Origin of the sequence: Francisella persica ATCC VR-331 (assembly GCF_001653955.1) — a bacterium.
GTDB classification, from domain to species: Bacteria; Pseudomonadota; Gammaproteobacteria; order Francisellales; family Francisellaceae; genus Francisella; species Francisella persica.
On the sequence record NZ_CP013022.1, the window covers coordinates 408975 to 431038 of the forward strand.

Consider the following 22064-nt stretch of genomic DNA (forward strand, 5'->3'; position numbering starts at 1 on the left):
TCTAGAAACAAAATGGTACTCCAAACAGCTTAGCAGATCTCGCTAATCATAACTATATCTCACATAAATTTAGAGTTAATTCATTGGTTAATATAAAAGAAAATAAGCTAAATCAGCGTACATTCATTTCTAAGCTCTCGGCAAATAATATTGAGTTCATAAAGTGTGTATTAAATGGTTTTGGAATTGCTCAATTCCACTAAATATTGCAACAAAAGAAATAAGCATGAGGCCTTGTCAGGTTTTAAGAGATGAATTTCTAGAATAACAGGATAACACTATATACTATTATCAAAAAAACAATTTTTTGTAACCGAAAGTCAAAGAATTTGTAAATTTCATGCTAAATAGTCAATAACTATAAATTAGAAGTTTTAGCTTGTCGTGCACCAAACAAACTACTACCAATCCTAACATCCGTACTACCATACCGTATTGCTAATTTATAGTCGGCACTCATTCCCATTGATAATCGTGTTAGCTTTAGCTCTTGAACTAAACTAGCATTAACTTCATCAAAGAATTTTTTCATTTTTGAAAAGCTACTTTGAGCTGTTGCCGATTTAGCTGGAATACACATAAGCCCAACAACTTTGAGATTTACAAAATCTTTGGCTATATTTATACAGGTTACGACATCTTGTAACTGTGTTGACATAAAACCAGATTTATTTGTATCATCATCTATATTTATTTGTAAAAAAACCTCTATTTTCTTGGTTAACTGCTTTGTTGCTTTGTCAATTTTTTTAAGTTGTTCCAGCTTTTCGACACTTTGAATTGAACTAGCATATTTAACAATATGTTTTATCTTTTGCGACTGTAACGAGCCGATAAAATGCCATCTTAGATGAGGTAACTTTTGAGCCTTCTGTTTTAATTCTTGAAAATAATTTTCACCAAAATCAAGCTGTCCAAGACTTACTAAATACTCTATTTTGTCTATAGGTTGATACTTACTAACTGCTAAAAGCCTAGCTCTAGTAGCTATACCTTTGCTAATATTTATATATGAATCTTGTATAAATTCTTTGTCTATCATGACTTCTTCCTCATCACAATAAGGTTTCTCTCTGCGTTTAAAAAAGGAACTTTGATACTATACTTTTCAATATTTAAAGGTAAAGATTCTAAGTTTCGCTCCTCTAAATCTCGACCTTTCATTGCTAACATTTGATTAGCATCAGTCAGAAAGTGTCTACACAACTCATAAAATGTATCTACTGAGCTAAATGCTCGTGAGATAATATTATCAAAGCTACCTTGTAGATTCTCAACTCTTGAGTTTAGCGGTTGGATATTAGCTAGCCCAAGCGTCTTTTTGACATTCTTAAGAAAGATAATTTTCTTACCAACACTGTCGACCAAAGTAAACTTATGTTGTGGATATAGTATAGCTAAGACAATACCAGGTAAGCCCCCGCCTGTGCCAACATCAATTGTTGAGTGACCTTTGATATATTTAGCAACAGCTAAACTATCAAACAAATGCTTAACCAACATATAATCAATGTTTTTAATAGCTGTCATATTATAGACTTTATTCCATTTCTCTAGTAGTTTTAGATAGTCTAACCATTGGGTAATTTGAATATCAGTTGCTTGAATATTTAATTGATAGAGAGCTTGCTTAATTTTATCTTTCATAGTGTCCATTTTATAGAAATAACAACCTTATATAAGTTATAATAACTATATTATAAGCTTTAAAAGATAGAGTTGTGATGTTAACCTCCAACTTTAACACAAATTAATATGATTTTATCAAGAAAATTTGGTGCAGCGATGATTATATCTGGCACTTGTATTGGTGCTGGAATGTTAGCAATCCCTGCAACTGTAGCTAGCTGTGGTTTTTTGATTGGTTCGATACTGATTATTTGCATTTGGGCATTAATGACTTTCACGGCTTTAGTCTTAGCAGAAGTTAATTTAAAGATGGATGATGGTGTCAATTTTGTCGAAATGACAAGTCAGACTCTTGGCCCTATTGGTGTTGTTATAGTTTGGGTTTGCTATGTGCTACTACTTTATTCACTAGTAGCTGCTTATACTGTTGGAGGTAACTCACTAATCTCGACAACTCTTAGTAGTCTTGGGATTAGTTTATCAGAAAAAACTACGGGTATTATTTTTATCCTTATCTTTGGTTTTTTTGTATACATCAGTACTAGAATCGTTGACCATATTAACAAAATTATGTTTTCTGGTAAACTTTTAGCATTTTTACTATTGGTTGCTGTACTTATACCTCATGTTTCGCTAGATCATCTTAGCTATCAAATCAAAAATCCAAATTTTATTTGGGCAGCGTTTCCAATACTACTAACTTCATTTGGCTTTCATCATATAATTCCTACTCTTAGAACTTATGTAGGATCAAATAAAAGATCTTTACGCCAAGCTATTATAATAGGAAGCTCGATACCATTAGTAGTGTATTTATTATGGATTTTTGCAACTCTTGGCTCATTACCAGTTACTACACCAAGCGGTATTCTTGGTAAGCATTCTAGTGAGATAACCTCAGTGATAATCGATCACTTTAGCACTAGCTCTGGCTATATCTCAACAATATCATTTCTATTTGGTTTCTTTGCTTTAGCAACATCTTTTCTAGGAGTAGCTCTAGGACTATTTGACTTTAATCGTAGCACTTATAAAATTTCTAAGAACATCCATAAACATAAAATAATTGCTTTTATAATAACTTTCTTACCAGCATATATTTATGCTATCGCTTATCCTGATGGTTTTAAAACAGCTTTAGGCTATGCCAGTATTTTTGTTGCTGTATTACAGGTAGCTCTACCTGTTATTATGCTATGGGTTATTAACTATCCCAAACAAAAAGCCTTAGTAAGCTCTTCAATTATAGCTTTACTAATAGTAATTATTGCTATTGTTATTATTGCTCTACAAATTCTGAATTCTTTTGACTTATTACCAAATTTAAATTAAATATTGTGATTTTTAACTTTCATATTTTAGGTTAGTAAAATCACAATACCTACAAATATAGGTAATACTACTGAAGGGAATAACATTAACGTAAAATACTCTCCTGAAATCTGAACCCAAATGACACCAGCCGCATTACCTATCACAAACATTATAATACATGTCGCAAAAAAAGGTATCTTCCAAAGATTATCGGTATTACCGCGTAGAACTCTGCCTATCTCAATACCCAAATCAGTAGTAGTTCCAGTCATATGTGTTGTACGAGCAAAGCCTCCAAAAAATAGGGTAGTAAAACTATTTTGCATCCCCATTGCCATTGCCAAAAATAAATCATCAATAACACGATGGTTATTAAAAATATCTATAAGCAAAGTACCTGTAAGCATTACAGCACTTTGTAAAACTAATGTTTTAGTATGATCTTCTGATATCACATAAGCACCAGTTTTTATGATAACACCATTTATAGCAGCTCCAACAACAAACCCAGCAATAAGTATCGCTACTTTATACATAAAAACCCAATCTGAACCGGCTATACTATGGCCCAAAATTCTTAAGTTTCCAGACATTACCGCGACACTGGCACCAAAAGAGTTATACAAAACTACACTATCAATCCAACCAGAGTTAAAAATTAAGATAACCGTAATAAAATAAGTAAAAGCCATTTTTTTCGTAAACACTTCCTACCCACCTCCTTTAGCGTTTAGGAGCTATTAATATAGCTTTTATAATAAAAATTATTTTTTAATTTTGTTTTCTTCAGTATGGTTCTTTATCAAGCATTTAAGTCCTTGTGGCCTCTCAGTAAAAGTCTTAGATAAAGAAATTCTTTTTGTAAATATATGTGATAATTTCATATTTACCTCCTTTTAAACTTCAACATATAACCCTCTTTATCAAATGAAATTTGTGCAGCAGGAAGGGTCAAATATACAAAGAAGTATTTACTTTGTCAACTTATGTAACTAACTTAAGTTACACTTGGGTTGTTGATTAGCTAGTTAAAGATTTGACTTTTTGAAGCTAAACAAAGTAGAGTATATATTTTGAAGATTAAAGCAAATAATAGATAATAAACTATAATTGGTGAAATTATGGAAACTTTACAAGCACTAAAAACTCGCAAATGTGTTAGGCAATTTTTAGATAAACCAATTGCTCAAGAAAATCTACAACAACTCTTTGATGCTGCAAGATGGACACCTTCTAGTAAAAACACTCAACCATGGAAAATAGCTGTAGTTAGTGGACAAAAGAAAATAGACCTTATGGATAAAATTCTAGCAGCATGTAATAATAATGAACAACCTAGAATGGAATATGAATACAGTGGCGATATTCCACTAGAAGGCAAGCTTAAAGAGCGTGCTGTAAAGTGTGGACATGATTTATATAATGCCCTAGATATAGCTAGAGAAGATAAACAACAGCGCATCGAACAATGGAAAAAGAACTACCTTTCGTTTAATTCTCCTACTGCAATGTTTATTTTTAAACACCAAGATACTGGAATTAGCGGCTACATCGACTGTGGAATGCTAATACAATCGATTCTTTTAGCTGCTACTGATTTAGGATTAGCAACATGTCCACAAGCATCTCTAGGTCATTATCCTGATATAGTTAAAAAAGAATTAATAGGATTTGATGATTATACTCTTTTATGCGGTATAGCTATAGGTTATGAAGATATTAGTGCTGCTGTAAATAATTATCGTACTCAAAGAGAAACCATAGATGATATTGTTACTTTCTTTTAATTTTTTAGAAAAATATATTCTGATGTTATTATGAATTAATAAGCTAACTATACTAAAGCGATATATCCAGTGAATGCTATCCATAAAGATATAATTGAAGCAACTCGCTATTTTCTCAAACTAGTAGAATTAGGCTCATATAGCTCAGTGAAAAATTACTATAATAGAGTTAAATATTATCATAATGTTATAAAAGTAGAATGATTTGAAATAGAATTTACTTTAGAGCCATACCTAGTACTTGTTTATAAACATTCCAAAATATAAAGATGAGCTCCTAAAAATCGCTAGATCAAGTATAAAAATATACCTCAATATAAATAAAGCACTTTATTTCTAAACCTGACCCTTAAAATATAATATTTTATAATAGCAACTGTTGCATGTACAAATATAACATCTAGACCAAAATATATGCATAAACCTCATGTATATCTCTGATTTTGACAACATCAGCTCTTGGTAAAGTAATTGACGGTAAACTAAATGGAATCGTATAAATTCCTTTAGCACTTATTATACACCAACCCAATATCGGCATAATTATTAACCAAATATACAGAAAACCATGGACAAGTTTAGCAACTATTCTCCTATACAAATCGCTTACCAATAATTGGGAATTCAACAAACTTCCTTATAACTAAGCGTAAAATAGTCAAAAATAGCACTAAAACCCTATATACAAATGCAACATCTTCATAACATCATGGAAAATGTCTCTTTACCAAAAATACTTCTAAACTCTATGAATATAAAAGCTAAAGTTATAATAATGACCGTAGTCCAATGGATACGTAAGCTTATTTATTTTTGTTTGCATTAATTTTATGGGATAATTTTTGGCTATTTTATGCAAAATTATAATCTTTTTGTATTTTAATAGAAGTTTTTTATGACAGAGGCTTTTTAGAAACTACCAAAGATATAGTAAATTACAGTATATATTATGCTAGTAACAACTATACATGCGGGAATAGTCAAAATCCAAGCTATTGTCATTTTCTTGACAACTTTCCAATTTACGCCTGAGTCAGCATAACCAGCTCCCATAATAGAACCTGATGCAACTTGAGTCGTACTAACTGGCAAACCAATATGTGAAGCTCCTAATACTAAGATTCCCGAACTTAACTCTGCTGAAACAGCATTAATAGGCTCTAGTTTTGACAGCTTGGTACTTAATGTTTTAATTATTTTTTTACCTCCAGATAATGTCCCTAATCCCATAGCAACACCACAGAATATAATAACCCAATCAGGAACTTGAGTAGACTTGACAAGACCAGCACTTAGTAACGCTAGAGTTATTATCGACATCGTCTTTTGAGCATCATTAGAACCATGAGAGAAAGACAATAAACTAGTAGATAACACCTGCATTTCTCTTATATACTTATTTGTGGTTCTTACCATAAAGAACCGCATAAAAATATTTAGCAACGTGATACATATTATCAATGCCAAAAAGAATGCCATAACAGGTGAACTCACCATTGGAATCAAAACTTTATTAACTACAGTCATACTGTTTACATTCTGATAGCTTGAGCTAATAATCACCGCACCAACTAAAGAACCTATCAAAGCATGTGATGAGCTTGAAGGAATTCCAAAGCTCCAAGTAAAGAAGTTCCAACTTATTGCTCCAAGTAATGCAGAAATCAAAACAATATCTGTAATGACATTAGTATCTACTAAACCTTTTGATATCGTTGCAGCAACTGCTGTACCAAAGAAAGCTCCCAAAAAATTAAAAAATGCTGCTAAAGCTATTGCTTGATACGGAGCTAGCGATTTAGTTGCAATAGGTGTTGCAACCACATTTGCTGCATCATGAAAGCCATTTGTAAATTCAAAAAACAATGCTATTATAATAATCGCTATAAGCACTGATGTAATCATCTTATCTACCTTATTGGTTAAACTTCTTTAACGTATAATCTCATAATAGACTCAGCTACTGATGTGCACGTAGATATCGCACTTTCTATAGCCTTATATATATCTTTAACTTTCATGATAAAGATTACATCACCTTCCTCATAGTGAGAGAATTTCTTAAGCGCATGACCTAATTCTTCTAAAACATTTTCATCTAATGCTGTAAGCCTTATATAGAGGTTTTTAAGCTCCTTATGATCACCATTAACAAAAGCTTTCATCATATCATCTAAAACTTTTGTCATTTTACGCAGTGTTTCAACACTATTAGTTAGATATATATTTACATTACCCCTTTCTTCTTCCATCAAGATCTGCATATATCTATAAATCTTAACAATTCTTCGATTTAATTTTAAAAGTAAAGTAGTAATATTATGTAGCTCTACCCTATCAACTGGAGTAACAAAATAGCGTGCTAATTCATGATCCATCTTATTAGCTACTTCAACTGTTACTGTTCTTGTTAATCTTAGCTCTTCAGATAGTTCAGATATAGTTAAATTATCTTCTTCTTTAACTAACTTATCAAGTATTCTAGCTGAGTCTTCAACAGTTTCTGTTGCCTCTATCATTAAATCAAAAAAAATTTTATCTTGACTTGGAATCAAACTTTTAACCAGCTTACGTAGCATTTTATATAATCTCCCAACTACTTAATTATATTTTTTTGAGTATGTTAACAGTTCAAAGTTTATAACAAAAAAGTAAAGAATAACAACAAGAAATCATTTTTTTAAAAAATATCTAAAAAATATTGCTTTTATACACGAATATAAAAGATAATCTATCCTCTTAGTTCTAAATTTAGCGTTTTTTTTATAAAAAAACTCGTACATTTTAAAGTAAAAAAGCAACTATTTAAAGTTTTTAGTGAAAAACATTCACTCAGTAATTTGCTTTACTCTAGTATTTCCTCTTACTTGATTCTTCTAAACTTACTTAGTTTAAACTTAATTTTAGTATTAGGCACAAATTATGACAGTTTGTTAATATCTATTGTGATAACATTTGCTATACCTGATAGCCATCATACAGTTTGACGCTGACGCAGCAACACTATTGGACAACTTGGAGACTGTTATGGAAAGAGCAACTTAGCCTGCAGCAATTATATTTCTTGGTGTCGCTCGAGGCAAGCTTAAGCTTTTATCTAACACTAGTAAATATTGGAAATATGGCTTAAATCCCTAGCATCGCAATATGGTATTCAACCTGAGCAACTGAAGTATGCCTTTTTATAATCTCGGCAACCTCTAAACCAAGTATTTCAGCTACACTGCACAAATCAGCTCTAGTATAACTAATGTCTTTTTGCCTTGATATTAGCACTAAGATCCACATTTCTAATTTTAGCTAAAATAGCTATTTCCAAATCATAAATATCCTGATAATTAAAGTTAAAAACTACGAACTATATATGCTGGAACAATATCTTAAATAGCAAACTTACGACAAAAACTAGTATCTTTACTAAAATACTTAAATATTTAAAATTTAAAGGTTATCCTCTAAACACAATTTGTCACTAATATTATAAGATAAAACAACTTATAATTTTAAAAGTCATGATTCATAAATAGTGCCTAGGAAATAGTTAGTTATTTAAAATTATTTGTCTTTATTAGCGAATTTATAAGGTTTTCTGTCTCTATATTTGAGGTTGCTACCAACACTACACCAAACTTAAATAACTCGGTAAAAATGCTACCTAAGATCATAGCATCAGCAATATCTTCAACAAAGAATTCATCAAAACATATAACTTGTGTTTGTTTCGCCATGTCATAAGTAACGATAGCACTAGGGAAAGACAGAAGAATCATATAAACTAAGATTTTATAATTTTTGTAAGCTAATATCAGATTTTTGTGTTTTTTTCTCAGCACCACTATGCTTAATGAAAAACGAAACGCCACAAGTAAATTACTATACCTAAAAGTATACGCCAACCACTATTTACCATAGCTTAGTTAGGTATAAAGTACCTAATAACTTGGAAAGTCACTATTGCTAATAAAGATCCTACCGAAGGCACTAGTAATGACATTTACACTAGTTTTGGCCTTAGCATACAGTTGTAGATTCAGCTTCTACTAAGATAACAACCAAACCACTATATTGTCCACCTATTGCGATACCTTGTAATATTCTAAATGCCATAAGTAATAACGGTAATAAAATGCCTATAGCCACATATGATGGTAACAACGCCATACTAACAGTATGGCACCACTATAATAAAATGCTGCTAATGCTAAGATGGTGGATAGAGCGACTTTTTTATCGTCAGTATAACCAAATATTATACCTCCTCTATGGACGTACTAGAAATCGAGCAGTGAAAGCACCAAAAGCTGATAACAACTTAACCAAATGTATCACCTGGGAAAATGCCGCACCAATATAGCCAGCACAAAATGAATACAACGTAAAATCACCCCACTCAGTAGAGCTTGCTAAAAGTACTAATAATTTTTTCATAACTAGATTATTTTCAAAACATCGTAGTTTTATTTAAATATATTTTTGAATAAAAATACAGCTTTAAATTATTTTAGATATTTTTTAGAATTTATTTTTGACACTAGCAATAATTAAAACAGCTATTTACTTAAGTCTTACAACTAAAACATCAACATTTGCTTCATGCAAAATACTATTTGCTGTTGAACCTAAGAAAAATCTACCTATGGCGCTTCTTCTGTGACTTCCAACAACAATTAGATCATTTTTATTTTCTGCTGCTTTTTCTAACAAACTATTTGAGACACCACCAATCATTACTGATTTTTCACCAGTTATAGCATTTTTCTCAGCAAATTTCTCAAGCGCACTCTCAACCTTATCAGTATCATAAATCATTAATGAAATACTATCATTTGGTATCACAAAAGCAGTATCAATTTTTGCACCATATAGCTTGGCAACATCTTTTGCTTTATTGACAACAACACAAGAGTCATTTTCAAGATCAGTCGGCACAAGCAGTCTTTTGTAATTATGTGCTTTGCTATCTGCATTTTCATCATCACTAACTCTTATAGTTAGCACATCACACTTAGCCTTATGTAATACTGCATTAGCTACAGACCCTAAAAGTAGGTTAATACCATGAGTAGCGTGAGACCCTAAAATAATAACATCACAGCCACTTTCTTCCGCATAAGCAACTATTTCCGCAGCTGGGTTACCAACTAGTACTTCATGCTCAACTTTAATTCCAGATATTTTAGTAACTAGTTTGTCTAAAGCTTCTTTTGCTTCTTGTTCAATAGAGTTCTGAAAATCAACTATTGATGGTGTAAACGGAGCGACGCAATCAATAACTGTGACAACTTTAAAAATTTGAGTATTATTCTTTTTAGCAAAATCTACCGCTGAATTAATCACGATATCAGCATTTTCATAAACATTTACTGCTAATAAAATCTTTTTGTACGCCATTAAGGGTTTCCCCACCTTATTTTTCTTTCTAATTCCCATTATAGCAAACAAAAATAAAAAAGCATTTAATTAAACATCAAAATTTATTTTTATAGATTGTCGTAAAATATTGCCAAATTTGTTTAGGGATTGGCTTTTGTAGCTCAAAGATATAACTGACAAGTTTTTTGCTAGAATTTAACTCTTTAGCCTCTAAGCACTTAGATACCAAACCTAGAAAAAAATAACTATCCTGCTTATTTACTCTAGCAAAAATATAACTTTGACAACTATTTTCAGCAAGTGCTTTTTCTAAAGGATCGTCAAGTGTTTTTGCCAATTTAGAATAATATGAAAAAACCTGTTGTGAGAGAAATTTATTATCATATACACCAAACTTTTTATGCTCATCAAATGTCATAAATAAGAGTGCTTTATTACCAAATGCTCTATATCCTGCAAGGTTTACACCACCATTTGTATAATCTTGATTAAGCAAGTGAGCAATTTCTTTTTTAGTATATTTTGCATACATTACCAACCCATGATATTTATTTTGACAGTATTTTTTAGCATAAATTAGCTTATTGTAAGTTATTAGATCGATAATTTGATTGTGTAAAAAGCTATTATCAAATATTAAATCAGCAACTAACAATCTAACCTCTTGAGCATTTATTGATATTAATGGCTCATAATCTTGTCTACCTGCATTAATGTTAAATATCTGCAAAGATAGATGTAATAAGGCATTAGTAAAACTAGACTTTTCAAAGTCAATTAAACTACCTCTTACTAAAGTCTCAAGCTGAGATATACTCACAAAATTAGATTTTAAAAGCTCTTCTAATATCAATATTTCATAAAGTCTTTTTGCTGGAGTAAACTCTTTTGAGAGAAACTTCAAAATATTGTACTGACGTATATCCAAATTAACAATGTCTTCTTTAAAAGCCTTTAAAACATCATAATAAGTATCTTTAGTAGATAAGATAACTTCTGGGGAAATAAAATTATATTGCTGGAAATCTACCAAACGTGGAATTCTACCAAGCTTTTTTTTTAGCTGAACGTAGTCTCTTTTGATATTTTTTAACTGTGAGAAATTTGTTTTTTGAATATTTTTATAAATAATCTCTTTAGCAATACTACTAAAAGTGATAGTGCTTTTACCAGCTAAGTAATTATTTGGTGATACAACAAACTTTTTAAGCTCATCTTTATCATAACTATTATCACCACTTAAAGCTACAGCGATGAGAAAGTTAGTAGTATAGTTTGCAATAAAGTCAAGGATCACAACAAATTTCTTATCTTGATATTTACGCAAACCTCTTCCTAGCTGCTGGATATAGACTATGGAACTCTGAGTTGGTCTTAGCAGAATAATTTGATTAACACACGGGATATCAACTCCTTCATTAAAAATATCAACCGTCACAATAATCTCAAGCTCACCACTCTCAAACTGTACTATAGTTGTTTGGCGCACCTGCTCAGAATCTTGACTTGATAAGGCTTTAGCCTTTATGCCTTTATCACTAAGTTTAGTAGCAAGTTCTTTTGCCTCGTCGACATTACTCACAAACATTAATGCCGCTCTAGATTGACCACTATAACCATAAAAATTGATCTTTTCGACAATATGCTCAACACGGGCATCACTAACCAATTTAGCAAAGTTTTTAGCTAAAATCTCTTCGGACTCAAGATACAAATCTTCAACAGCAAAATAATGAAACGGACATAGCAAATCTTGCTCTAAGGCTTGATGAAGTCTAATTTCATAAGCTATATTGTAATCAAATAGTTTAAATATATCAGCAGCATCACTACGCTCTGGAGTAGCTGTCATTCCAAGCAAAAATTTTGGCTCAAAGTGCGCTAAAACTTTTTTGTAACTTTCAGCTTCGGCATGATGAACTTCATCAATGATGATATACTCAAATTCTTGGCTCTTTAAAATGGCCAAAACCTTGGGATTTTTAAGTGTCTGTACTGTGGCAAATAAATACTCTGCCGAAGTTTTATCATCACCTGTATACAAGCCTAAAGTTTTATTGCTAATAACTTTAGCAAAAGTCTCTTTTGCTTTTATAGCGATATTTTTACGATGTACTATAAATAAACATCTTTTTGGTTTTACTCTTTCAACATCAAAGGCACTTAAAAAAGTCTTACCAGTACCAGTAGCACTGATTATTAACGCTTTGTTTTTACCGCTATCTCTTAACTGCTGTAAACTATCAAGCGCCTCATGTTGAATTTTATTTGGCTGTATTCTATGACTTATACTAGCTAACTTACTAGCACATTGATATATCTGAATATACTCATCCAAGATATCGCTAGGATATTTTGCTTTAGCAAAAAGATAATTGAACTCTGCAAGAATTTGTTGTGTTGTTATATCAGTTAAAGTTGTCTTAAAAAGCAAATTCCATTCATTATTAATTGTAAGAGCTGATTGAGTTAAATTTGAACTACCTAGAATTACATGCCAACTATCTTTATTACGAAAAAGGAAGCCCTTAGCATGAAAATTTTCATCATTAAGGACTTTTAACTCAATATTGTCAAACTCAAAGAGTTTTTCAAGCGCTTTTGGCTCAGTAAAATTTAAATAACAACCTGTGAGAATTTTACCTTTTATACCTTTAGCTCTTAGCTGACGTAATATCTCTAAGATACACACAACGCCACTAAAGGTAACAAAAGCAACACTTATGATAAATTCTTCACAATTCTCAAACTGATTAATAATCTCATCTAATATTTTTGATTTTCTAGAGTTTGTCAGGAATTGTAAGTTAGAATCTTGAATCATCGCTTATATCTTAACAGGTACTGTAGAGTCAAGATTAGCTTGACCATTTTTACTTTTACCCCAACAGTAGACTTGGTTTGTTTGCTTAGCTACACCACAAGTATAGGTTCTTGCCATGCTTAGTCTACTAAACTGGATATCAGTTTTGACTTTCTGCGGTGTAGTAAAATGTCCTTTCTCACCATTGCCAACCTCTCCATTACTACCATCACCCCAGCAATATGCATAACCATTTTCATCTAAAGCACAAGCATAGTGGGCTTTCGTATATACTTTTTTGAAATTTATATTACTATCAACATCAACTCTTAAAGGTTTTTTTATTTTAGTCTTATCAGTCTCACTACCTAGCTGACCTCTTTTATTACTACCCCAGCAATATACATCATCTTTATCATCTAGAGCACAATTAAAATCATCACCTTTGGTAACGTTTTTAATATCTTGTAATTTTTTATAATGTGCTTTTACTTTTTTGACTACATCAGTATTACTATATTGAGGTTTTTTGATTTTATAATCACCACATCTTATTTGACCAGAACCATCAAAGGCACAATTATAATTATCTGAGTCATCTTTGCTAAATTTATGGTTATATTTCTCTATCTTAGCATCATAACGATAATCATCATTTTTATAGGCAAAATTGCTATCTAATGAATTATCATAAGAACTAAAAAATGCTTGCGAGAATGTATAACTTGCAAAAGCACTACTACACAGTGATAACAAGATTACTACTAGAATACTTTTTTTCATAAATAAATTTAAAGCTGTTAATATTAATTGTTAAGTAAGTAATCAAATAAAATACTAGAGATTAAAATTTATAGAAAGATTTTTTGTTCACTATAACGCAAAAATTTAAAAAATCTTTCCTCCTTAGTATAGTTATCTGTATCTATATAAGGTTTAGTGACAAGTATTGGATAGCAACCAGCAATTAAGCACGCCAGACAACCTGTAAGTAGTCTATCATCAACAAGAGCCAACTCTTTTGCTTGACAGGCCACTAGTTGAATTATTTTATTAAGTCCTTCTGGATATGGTTTTTTTGCTACTCCAGCAATAAACTTAATTTTAGGAAAATTAGCATTAAAATACTTGAGTCGAGTTTGGGTTGGCTTATTTGAAAGGATAAATATTCTCTCTTGGGGAAATTCAGTAACAAAATCCTTAAGCCAAAGCATAACCTCAGGATGCATTTCAGACTTACCATGACTTGCTAAAACACCATCAAAGTCTAGTGCTAAATAGTTAATTCCTCGTCGCTTTAGCAAATTAGCCGATAGTTTTATAATACTATCAATACGACATCCTTGTGATAATCTGTGCAGTTCTTTACGATGTTTAAACATCTTTTTTAAGGTATACAATCCACGCTGTAACATAGAATATTCTTTTTTTTAAAAAAATAATTTGTGTTTATAGTATAGCAACAAAATAATTATTTAACATAAAGGAGTATTTTCCTTATGCTAATAAGATTTTTAACAATTATAGTTATAGTAGTTTCTCTGCTAGTTTCTTCATTAGGAATTTGCTCACAAACAAATACTCAAACTACTAGCTACTATCGTAAAGGTGCGACAGTTGCAGCTAAGTTTAAACAGTAAACGATAAGTGGTACCAAGCAAAAATACTAATTAGCTGAAATCTATAAAGGCCTCAATGACAAAATCTCTAATAACTCAGAGAACTTGGATATCAAAGATAGTGATAAGAATAAGACAAGTTTTTGCATGGGGTATATGATCATTATTATCAGCTTAAGCCACAATATGACCTTATCACAAAATATAGATTAAAACAGTTACTTAGATCTAATACAAAGACTTTACCTCAACAAATCACTAATTCTCAGTTTAGCTATAGCTTAGGTTATAACTTTTTTGAAATTCCCAACAATTGTTCGGCATCAAACATTATTGATAAGGAGGATTTTATTAAGGGAATGAAAGCAGGTTTGGAAGGACAGAAATACAAGCTCTCAGCACAGCAAGTTGCCAAGATTAGCTATATCATCTTGACTTTGCTATATGGTTTAGAATACGTGTTCTTAAAAATACTAGCTAAAAAGCAATTTTTAGCTGGCTTTTATAGTAAGCTAGAAAACAACAAAATTTAAGACAAACTAGCATCTTTGAGCTTTAATGCTTTTTCATAAACAAGATTTTTCTTAGCTCCAGTAATTTTTGTAACTAACTTTACAACTTTGTTAAGGGGTATCTCATCAAGTAGATCTTTTAGAAGTTCATCGACATCTATTTTTAGATTATTACTATTATTTACATCCCTGTCAAAATTACAGTCAATAATTACAACAAATTCGCCTCTTAGGGTATCTTGATTAGCTTGAAAATAATCATAAATCTGTTGTACTGAACCAAAGACAAAATTCTCAAATTGTTTGGTAAGCTCTTTTGCTACAACAATATTAGTATTAGGCATAAGCTCTAACAAATCTTCTAAAAGATAGCTTATTCTATGTACTGACTCATATAATATTACTGTAGTATTTATTTGTTGAAATTCACGAATCTGTTGTTGCCTTTTGCTCTGCTTAGCTGATAAAAAACCTTTAAAAATAAAACTATCTGAAGGCAAACCCGCTGCTGATAAAGCAGTAATCACTGCACTGACTCCTGGTATTGGCACAACTTTATAGTTTTCTTTACGCAAACTCGCTACTATCCTATAACCAGGATCAGAAATTAACGGTGTACCTGCATCACTTACTAAGGCAACAGTCTTAGCTGCATCAAGAAGCTCCTTGACATATTGCACACGCAACTCTTCATTAAAATTATGGCACGAAACTAACTTCTGATTATTACGGATATTAAGGCTTGCTAAAAGCTTTGCTGTGACGCGGGTATCCTCCGCTAGAATTATATCAACATTACTTAAAACATTTAACGCTCGATAAGTGATATCCTCTAAATTACCTATATGTGTAGCAACAATATAAAGTGTTGCTTTTTCTAAATTATTCACCTAACATCTCCACTAATTTTGTAACATCTCCTGCACCTTGGATCAATATAACCGTATCATTATCAACAAGCTCTTCTAAAAAGAATATTGCATGATTAAAACTATCAGCAAGTAAACATCGAGATAACCCTTTAACAATATCTTGGCTCTGTGCACCTTTTATAACTTGTTCACCTGCTGAGTATGTCGGCAATAGAATTAGCTGATCTGCTAATGAAAGAGACTTTGGCCAATCTTTTATCAAATCTCTATTACGCGTATATCGATGTGGCTGAAAAACATGAATAATTTTCTTATTCGGATATTTGTCCCTAACTGCGCTTAAACTATTAGCTACCTCAACCGGATGATGTCCATAGTCATCAATAACAGTTACTTGATACCCTGAGATTACCTTCGTACAGATATCAAATCGTCTTGCTACTCCAACGACTGTAACTAGTGCCTTGCTAATATCCTCATATTTAAACCCTAAATCAAGACAAGCAATAATACAAGCTGTCGCATTTTGAACATTGTATCTACCTGGCAGCTGGAGATTAAAGCTTAAGTTATTCCCTTTATAGCTAATTTTAAAACAAGTAACTCCATCAACAATATGATAGTCATATATTAGTACATCAGTATTGGCAGAAAAACCATAGCATGTAATGTTTTTGTCTAAAAAAGTATATTTAGCTAGTAAATCTCTACAGCCTTTATCATCAGAACATAGATAAATACTCTTTACAGTTTCTTTACTAACAAAATTTGCAAAGTTCTCAAGTAGGTTTTGATAACTGTTGTTATAAGTTACCATATGATCCAAATCAATATTAGTAATTAACGCCACCTGTGGGTTTAGGAAAAGAAATGAAGCATCGCTTTCATCGGCTTCAATAACTAGTTTATCAGTACCATTAACTTGTATATTCGAATCTGCATATTTAACAACTCCACCAACAATAAAACTACTACGCTTATCTAAATGACAGAGTAATGTTGCCAAAATACTTGAGGTAGTTGTTTTGCCATGTGTACCAGTAACCGCGAGACTATATTTAAAGTCTTTCATTAAAACAGCTAGAAACATCGCCCTTTGTAAACACTGTATTCCTAAAGTTCGAGCTTGTGATAACAATGGATGACTACTAAGTATAGCACTTGAGTATACAACAATGTCATAATTTGCAACATCAATACCACTGGGGCTAGTAAATATTTCTATTCCTAAAACTTCAAGTTTAGCTGTTAATTTATTTGGGATACTATCATAACCAGCAACATCAGCACCAAGCCTTTTAGCTGCAATAGCCAAAGCCGATACTCCGATACCACCAACCCCAAGAAATAGTATTTTTTTGTTCAAATTAACCTTCTATAGCAACTATGCTAATAATGATTTCATATACAACATTTTAGCATAATAACTAATTCTTAATCACAACCCGCGCCAATATTTAAACACAGCAATACTCAGCTCATTAAGCATGCCTTTACCATCTGCCGCTGCTACATTATGAGCTTGACACCATTTTGTAAAAATAGTGCCTCCATCAACATACATTAGATCATACGCAAAAGCATTTTTATTAAAATTGCTATCTTTTAAAGGAAGTAACTCACCATAAATACTTGATGATGTTGAGTTAATAACTATATCAAAAGAATCGCTAACATTATTAAAATCTATAATCTTAATTTCAGCATCAGTTTTAAAAAGCTCATTAATAGCTTCAGCTTTTGCTTGCATTCTATTTGTAATACTTAGAGATAATGGTGATTCTTTAATGACTGCCGCGACAACTGCCTTTGCTGCACCACCAGCACCAATCACTAGTACTTTTTTACCAACAAAATCAATCTTATAATTATTTTTGATATCATTAACTATACCAATACCGTCATAATTCAAAGCAATCATTTTACGCTCAGCTGTAAATATAACATTACTGGCTGCTTTAACAGTTCTAGTGGTAGTATCAGCATCATCTGACAAGGCAAAAACTCTCTCTTTATGTGGTACAGTAACGCTTAAGCCCTTAACCTGAGGATTATCTCTAAATTCTTGGATTTTTGCTTCTAAGTCTTCTGGTGCAACTTCGATAGCGGTAAAAAGCATATCTTGCTTATATTGTTGTGCTAGCTTCATTTGAATAGTTGGCGACAAACTATGTTTCACTGGAAAACCAATCACATGATATAGATCTTTCATAGAAAAAACTCCTAAAAAAGTTATTTGAAGATTATAGCATAGTAACAATGATTAACTTGAATACAAAAGAAAAATATAAATATTATAGGACTACGTAATTATATAAACTAACTAAAGAGATAAACAAAATTTACTTATTTGTAGCCTTTGTTTTGCAACTGGTTCTGGTGATGAAATAACTACTAATGATTTACAACTCAAAGCAACAGTGGTTCTATTATAGCAACAAGCATAGTAACTGAAAAAACTGAATAGTTAAGCCTAGTGTTCACGCTACGCCAATGGCAATGAATACAACACCAACTCCTTTAGGCAAAGATTATAAGAGAAGGTAATATTCCAGTTATAGATTAGCCAAAGCAACAACAGCTAGTTAGCTCAGACTCATTAACATGGACACCTGTGTACCTAAAAAGTCAAAAAGTTTTTAAAAATGCTTAAGTACCGAAAACTATAGAGGGTGACAAATATTATTGTTTCCCTGCTAAGTAGCCTAAAGAGTGCCTAGATGAATCTATTGAGTGAGTTAAGTAAAATGAACCTAATACCATGCTCAAACCCAAGCAAATAGTATTTGACTAATTTGGTTTTTTTCTATAGAATGTTCAAAGTCTATTTCTGTTATTTTATAAGTAAAGATTAGTATTTAAAGAGGAAAATAAAATGAAAAGAACATTCCAACCTTCAAACCTAAAAAGAAAGAGAATTCATGGTTTCCGTGCTCGTATGAAAACTTTAAGTGGTAGAAAAGTTATCAGAAATAGAAGAGCTAAGGGTAGAGCCAAGCTTGCTGCATAATTTTTGCCTAACAAAGCAAAATATCCTTGATAAAAGTGAGATTCAACAAGCTTTTGATAGCGTAGAGAACAAATTAAGCACACTACACTTTACATTTCTTTTAGGCAAAAGAAGCATAAAAGAAGCCGGTTTGTGCATGATCTTGACAAAAAAAAACATAAAAAAAGCTACCAAAAGAAATCTTTGTAGAAGAGTAATTAAAGAATCGTTTCGCTTGCACAAAGGGCTCTTAGATCACAAAAGCTTGATAGTGCTGAGTAAAAAAACAACAGATCAAGCTACTAAGGAAGAGTTGTGGCAGTCTATAACAGAATTCGAATACTTTTTAAAAGAATTATGCTAGTTCTTTTTGTGACACTAATTAGCCTCTATCGCTACTTTATCAGTCCTTTCATACCTATTAGATGCAGATATTATCCAACTTGTTCAGAATATGCTCTAGAAGCTCTGAAAACTCATGGTATACTAAATGGATTGTACTTAACTACACGTAGACTCTTAAGGTGTCATCCACTCTCAAAAAGAGCTTACTACGACCCAGTTCCTTGTAAAATAAAAAAGGTTAAAAAATAAACAATGAAAGCTAATCATATAAGAATATTACTGTTAGTCACAATAGCAATAATGTTTATCTCATTGATGGGAAAATGGAAGCAAACATTCCCTCCTACTGATACTAAACAGCAAACATCAGAAACACAAAACAATAGTCACTACGACGATATAGACCCAAACACAAACACTAATGTAACTGTGACTGATGCAAAAAAATCTCTAGCTAAAGAAACTAATTTTTCTAAATATAATAATGCTAAAATTATCACGATTAATACTGGCGTTTTCAAGAATTTGAAAGTTAGTCTACTAGATGGTGCAATAATATCAGCGTCATTAAAGGACTATAGTGTCAGTCTTTATGATAAGACTCCAATGAATCTACTTACAGATAAACCAGGTTCTGAATATATTGCTAAGAGCACGGTAGTTATAAATAAGCAGCCTATCAGCATCAACTTCGAAGACCAAGGTATCAAAACTGAAAGTGGTAAACATATTCTAACTTTAACTGGTAACGCCGATGGCTTACAAGTAACTAGAACTTATACCTTTGATGATACTAAATACAATATAACAGTATCACAAAGTATCACAAACACAACATCAGCACCAGTTAATTTCATCGTTGATGACTCACTTACTAGAGATTTTGATCCTGCTGGTGATAGCTTTAGTTTACTAAATGCTCATAGCTATACTTTTAAAGGTGTTGCATACTCTACAGCTAAAGATAGCTTCAGAAAAGAATCCTTCAAAGACATCTCAAAAACTAATGGTCAGCCAACAGTTATAAATAGTAATGGTCAAGGTTGGGTTGCGTTTTTACAACATTATTTTGTGAGTGCTTGGATACCACAATCTACTAATGCAAAAATCTATTATAAGAACCTAAATGGTGATGTATTTGAGGCAGGAGCATTTACAGGCGCTACAATAGCACCAAACCAATCAGAAAATATCTCTTCTATTTTGTATACTGGTCCAATAATCAAGGATAACTTAGTAGACTTAGCACCAAATCTAGAAAAAACTCTTGACTATGGAATGTTGTCTTTCTTCTCAGAAATAATTTTCTGGGTTATGAATCATATACATTCTCTAGTTGGTAACTGGGGCTTAGCAATTATTTTAGTAACTTGTTTAATTAAGCTTATTTTCTATCCTCTTTCTACAAAGAGCTATCGTTCTATAGCAAAAATGAAAATGCTACAGCCTAGAATTAAACGTTTACAAGAAACATACAAAGATGATCGTCAAGTTCTAGGTAAAAAAATGATGGAACTGTATAAAGAGGAGAAAGTAAACCCACTTAGCGGCTGTCTACCTATGCTTATACAGATTCCTATTTTCATCTCATTGTACTGGGTATTACTTGAATCTGTAGAACTAAGACAAGCTCCTTTCATCTTCTGGATTCATGATCTATCGATGAAAGATCCTTATTTTGTACTTCCGGTGCTAATGGGATTATCAATGTTTTTACAACAAAAATTATCACCAGCTCCTGCTGATCCTATGCAAGCAAAGGTAATGATGTTCTTACCAATAGTATTTACATTCTTATTTGCATCATTCCCATCTGGTCTAGTGCTATACTGGCTGACAAACAACTTAATCAGTATTTCACAACAGTGGATTATTACAAGACATTATCAGGCTACTCATAAAAAATAAATATACATGAATAAATCTCTACTTAAACCAAAATATTGGGGTGTATGGATTGTAATCTGGATTGCAAAGATTACAGTAAATATACTTCCATACAAAATACTAATGCATCTTGCAGTTGCTATTAGCTACTTAGCAAAGCCACTACTCAAAAAACGCCAACAAATAGCCGTAACTAATCTTAAGATTGCTTTCCCTGAAAAATCATATCAAGAAATAAAAAAACTAGCCGACGCAAGTTACAAATCAGCAAGTATGGCTGGTTTTGAAAGTCTAATTGCATGGTTTATGACCAAAAAGAATTTTAGCAAAATCCCTTTTGATAACGATCTAAGATCATTTGATGAAATTCATTATGATAAAGATAAAACCCTTCTGGTACTAGGTTTTCATTTTCACTGCCTTGAGATAGCTGGTCGCTATATCGGTGAGAACTACAGTCCTTTTACTGTAATGTACCAATATCATAAAAACCCTCTGATGGAATACATCATTACATCATCTCGCAAAAAGTATGTTAGTGAATGTTTTCAAAGAAAAAATATCATTGCGGTTATCAAAAGCTTAAAAAGAAAAGTTTCATTGTGGTATGCTCCAGATCAGGATTTTAGAGAACATATGGTTTTTTCACCATTTTTTGGCAAGCTTTGTACAACCCTAACCGTAACACCATGGTTAGCAAAAAAAACAAACGCTACTGTTATTCCAGCCTACTATATCAGAAAGCCAGATCTCTCTGGATATAGAATTATAACCGGAGAGCCTATAACATTTAGCGGCGATGAATCCAAAGATGCTTTATTAACGAACAAAACTCTTGAGGAAATAATTAAAAAACACCCGGAACAATATCTATGGCAACATCGTCGATATAAAACAAGGCCGCCAGGCGAAGAAAAAATTTATTAGTATTTAT

At 31.8% G+C, this 22064-nt stretch carries 24 protein-coding genes and 4 pseudogenes; 11 read left to right on the plus strand and 17 right to left on the minus strand.

Going from position 1 to position 22064, the window contains the following annotated elements; all coding sequences use genetic code 11:
* Positions 1-358: 358 nt before the first annotated feature.
* Positions 359-1042: a YggS family pyridoxal phosphate-dependent enzyme gene (locus tag FSC845_RS02055; RefSeq protein WP_064461556.1), complete on the minus strand. Its 684-nt coding sequence runs from the start codon at positions 1040-1042 to the stop codon at positions 359-361.
* The gene (gene rsmG, locus FSC845_RS02060) at positions 1039-1656 is read right to left on the minus strand and encodes a 16S rRNA (guanine(527)-N(7))-methyltransferase RsmG (protein ID WP_064461557.1); all 618 of its coding nucleotides are present in this window, start codon (positions 1654-1656) and stop codon (positions 1039-1041) included. Before rsmG ends, FSC845_RS02055 begins: the two co-directional genes overlap by 4 nt.
* Before the next feature lie 99 nt (positions 1657-1755).
* Here rsmG and FSC845_RS02065 point away from each other — a divergent pair, with 99 nt between their 5' ends.
* Positions 1756-2961, plus strand: a complete 1206-nt coding sequence (locus FSC845_RS02065; protein WP_064461558.1) for an amino acid permease — start codon at positions 1756-1758, stop codon at positions 2959-2961.
* A 26-nt stretch (positions 2962-2987) separates the two neighbouring features.
* Here FSC845_RS02065 and FSC845_RS02070 read toward each other — a convergent pair whose 3' ends face one another.
* Complete coding sequence (locus FSC845_RS02070) at positions 2988-3650, minus strand: YoaK family protein (RefSeq protein ID WP_064461559.1); 663 nt, start codon at positions 3648-3650, stop codon at positions 2988-2990.
* 414 nt (positions 3651-4064) lie between these two features.
* On the opposite strand from FSC845_RS02070, the gene FSC845_RS02075 reads away from it, so the two are divergent.
* Complete coding sequence (locus tag FSC845_RS02075; protein WP_064461560.1) at positions 4065-4730, plus strand: nitroreductase; 666 nt, start codon at positions 4065-4067, stop codon at positions 4728-4730.
* 69 nt (positions 4731-4799) lie between these two features.
* A pseudogene (locus FSC845_RS09530) lies at positions 4800-4895 on the plus strand (LysR family transcriptional regulator); the annotation flags it as partial.
* A 235-nt stretch (positions 4896-5130) separates the two neighbouring features.
* On the opposite strand, the gene FSC845_RS08540 reads toward FSC845_RS09530, so the two are convergent.
* The 11 genes and pseudogenes from FSC845_RS08540 to FSC845_RS02120 all read right to left on the minus strand — a co-directional run bounded on the left by FSC845_RS08540 (position 5131) and on the right by FSC845_RS02120 (position 14321).
* Positions 5131-5358 (minus strand): hypothetical protein, encoded by a 228-nt coding sequence (locus tag FSC845_RS08540; protein ID WP_227806624.1) that lies wholly within the window; start codon positions 5356-5358, stop codon positions 5131-5133.
* Positions 5359-5639: 281 nt separating this feature from the next.
* Positions 5640-6635 carry an inorganic phosphate transporter gene (locus FSC845_RS02085; protein ID WP_064461562.1) on the minus strand — a complete coding sequence of 332 codons (996 nt, stop codon included), beginning with the start codon at positions 6633-6635 and terminating at the stop codon, positions 5640-5642.
* 17 nt (positions 6636-6652) lie between these two features.
* Positions 6653-7309 (minus strand): hypothetical protein, encoded by a 657-nt coding sequence (locus FSC845_RS02090; RefSeq protein WP_064461563.1) that lies wholly within the window; start codon positions 7307-7309, stop codon positions 6653-6655.
* Between the two features lie 465 nt (positions 7310-7774).
* Positions 7775-8207 (minus strand): annotated as a pseudogene (locus tag FSC845_RS09535) (carboxyltransferase domain-containing protein); the annotation flags it as partial.
* A 74-nt stretch (positions 8208-8281) separates the two neighbouring features.
* Positions 8282-8482: pseudogene (gene zapE, locus FSC845_RS08305) on the minus strand (AFG1/ZapE family ATPase); the annotation flags it as partial.
* A 259-nt stretch (positions 8483-8741) separates the two neighbouring features.
* Positions 8742-8891, minus strand: coding sequence for an MHS family MFS transporter (locus FSC845_RS07740; RefSeq protein ID WP_144416519.1), 150 nt, complete (start codon positions 8889-8891; stop codon positions 8742-8744).
* 99 nt (positions 8892-8990) lie between these two features.
* Positions 8991-9158 (minus strand): hypothetical protein, encoded by a 168-nt coding sequence (locus tag FSC845_RS02100; protein ID WP_064461564.1) that lies wholly within the window; start codon positions 9156-9158, stop codon positions 8991-8993.
* A 126-nt stretch (positions 9159-9284) separates the two neighbouring features.
* Entirely contained in the window at positions 9285-10121 is an 837-nt protein-coding gene (locus FSC845_RS02105) for a universal stress protein (protein WP_064461565.1), read from the minus strand.
* 76 nt (positions 10122-10197) lie between these two features.
* Positions 10198-12927, minus strand: a complete 2730-nt coding sequence (locus FSC845_RS02110) for a DEAD/DEAH box helicase (RefSeq protein WP_064461566.1) — start codon at positions 12925-12927, stop codon at positions 10198-10200.
* Between the two features lie 3 nt (positions 12928-12930).
* The gene (locus FSC845_RS02115) at positions 12931-13689 is read right to left on the minus strand and encodes an RCC1 domain-containing protein (RefSeq protein ID WP_064461567.1); all 759 of its coding nucleotides are present in this window, start codon (positions 13687-13689) and stop codon (positions 12931-12933) included.
* Between the two features lie 68 nt (positions 13690-13757).
* Positions 13758-14321, minus strand: coding sequence for a YqeG family HAD IIIA-type phosphatase (locus FSC845_RS02120; RefSeq protein ID WP_064461568.1), 564 nt, complete (start codon positions 14319-14321; stop codon positions 13758-13760).
* An 84-nt stretch (positions 14322-14405) separates the two neighbouring features.
* Here FSC845_RS02120 and FSC845_RS08030 point away from each other — a divergent pair, with 84 nt between their 5' ends.
* Together FSC845_RS08030 and FSC845_RS02125 are read left to right on the plus strand one after the other, a co-directional pair.
* Positions 14406-14546, plus strand: a complete 141-nt coding sequence (locus tag FSC845_RS08030) for a hypothetical protein (protein ID WP_169748263.1) — start codon at positions 14406-14408, stop codon at positions 14544-14546.
* A gap of 122 nt (positions 14547-14668) precedes the next feature.
* A complete protein-coding gene (locus FSC845_RS02125; protein WP_064461569.1) occupies positions 14669-15058 on the plus strand; it encodes a hypothetical protein in 390 nt (129 codons plus the stop codon).
* On the opposite strand, the gene rsmI is transcribed toward FSC845_RS02125, so the two are convergent.
* From rsmI to FSC845_RS02140, 3 genes are all read right to left on the minus strand, one after another.
* Positions 15055-15927: a 16S rRNA (cytidine(1402)-2'-O)-methyltransferase gene (gene rsmI / locus FSC845_RS02130; protein WP_064461570.1), complete on the minus strand. Its 873-nt coding sequence runs from the start codon at positions 15925-15927 to the stop codon at positions 15055-15057. The genes FSC845_RS02125 and rsmI overlap by 4 nt on opposite strands.
* Positions 15920-17275 (minus strand): UDP-N-acetylmuramate--L-alanine ligase, encoded by a 1356-nt coding sequence (gene murC, locus FSC845_RS02135; protein WP_064461571.1) that lies wholly within the window; start codon positions 17273-17275, stop codon positions 15920-15922. Before murC ends, rsmI begins: the two co-directional genes overlap by 8 nt.
* Before the next feature lie 72 nt (positions 17276-17347).
* On the minus strand, positions 17348-18121 hold the full coding sequence (locus tag FSC845_RS02140) for a shikimate dehydrogenase family protein (protein WP_064461572.1): 774 nt from the start codon (positions 18119-18121) through the stop codon (positions 17348-17350).
* Positions 18122-18257: 136 nt separating this feature from the next.
* Between FSC845_RS02140 and FSC845_RS08550 the strand changes: the two are divergent.
* The 6 genes and pseudogenes from FSC845_RS08550 (at position 18258) to FSC845_RS02160 (ending at position 22057) form a co-directional block, all read left to right on the plus strand.
* Positions 18258-18692 (plus strand): annotated as a pseudogene (locus tag FSC845_RS08550) (hypothetical protein).
* Between the two features lie 92 nt (positions 18693-18784).
* Entirely contained in the window at positions 18785-18919 is a 135-nt protein-coding gene (gene rpmH, locus FSC845_RS02145) for a 50S ribosomal protein L34 (protein ID WP_068594352.1), read from the plus strand.
* The gene (rnpA, locus tag FSC845_RS02150; protein WP_064461793.1) at positions 18909-19262 is read left to right on the plus strand and encodes a ribonuclease P protein component; all 354 of its coding nucleotides are present in this window, start codon (positions 18909-18911) and stop codon (positions 19260-19262) included. The genes rpmH and rnpA overlap by 11 nt, the downstream gene beginning before the upstream one ends.
* Positions 19238-19492, plus strand: a complete 255-nt coding sequence (gene yidD, locus FSC845_RS06930; protein ID WP_193789269.1) for a membrane protein insertion efficiency factor YidD — start codon at positions 19238-19240, stop codon at positions 19490-19492. Before rnpA ends, yidD begins: the two co-directional genes overlap by 25 nt.
* Before the next feature lie 3 nt (positions 19493-19495).
* On the plus strand, positions 19496-21151 hold the full coding sequence (gene yidC, locus FSC845_RS02155; RefSeq protein WP_064461573.1) for a membrane protein insertase YidC: 1656 nt from the start codon (positions 19496-19498) through the stop codon (positions 21149-21151).
* Between the two features lie 6 nt (positions 21152-21157).
* Positions 21158-22057, plus strand: a complete 900-nt coding sequence (locus FSC845_RS02160; protein WP_064461574.1) for an LpxL/LpxP family acyltransferase — start codon at positions 21158-21160, stop codon at positions 22055-22057.
* Positions 22058-22064 lie beyond the last annotated feature (7 nt).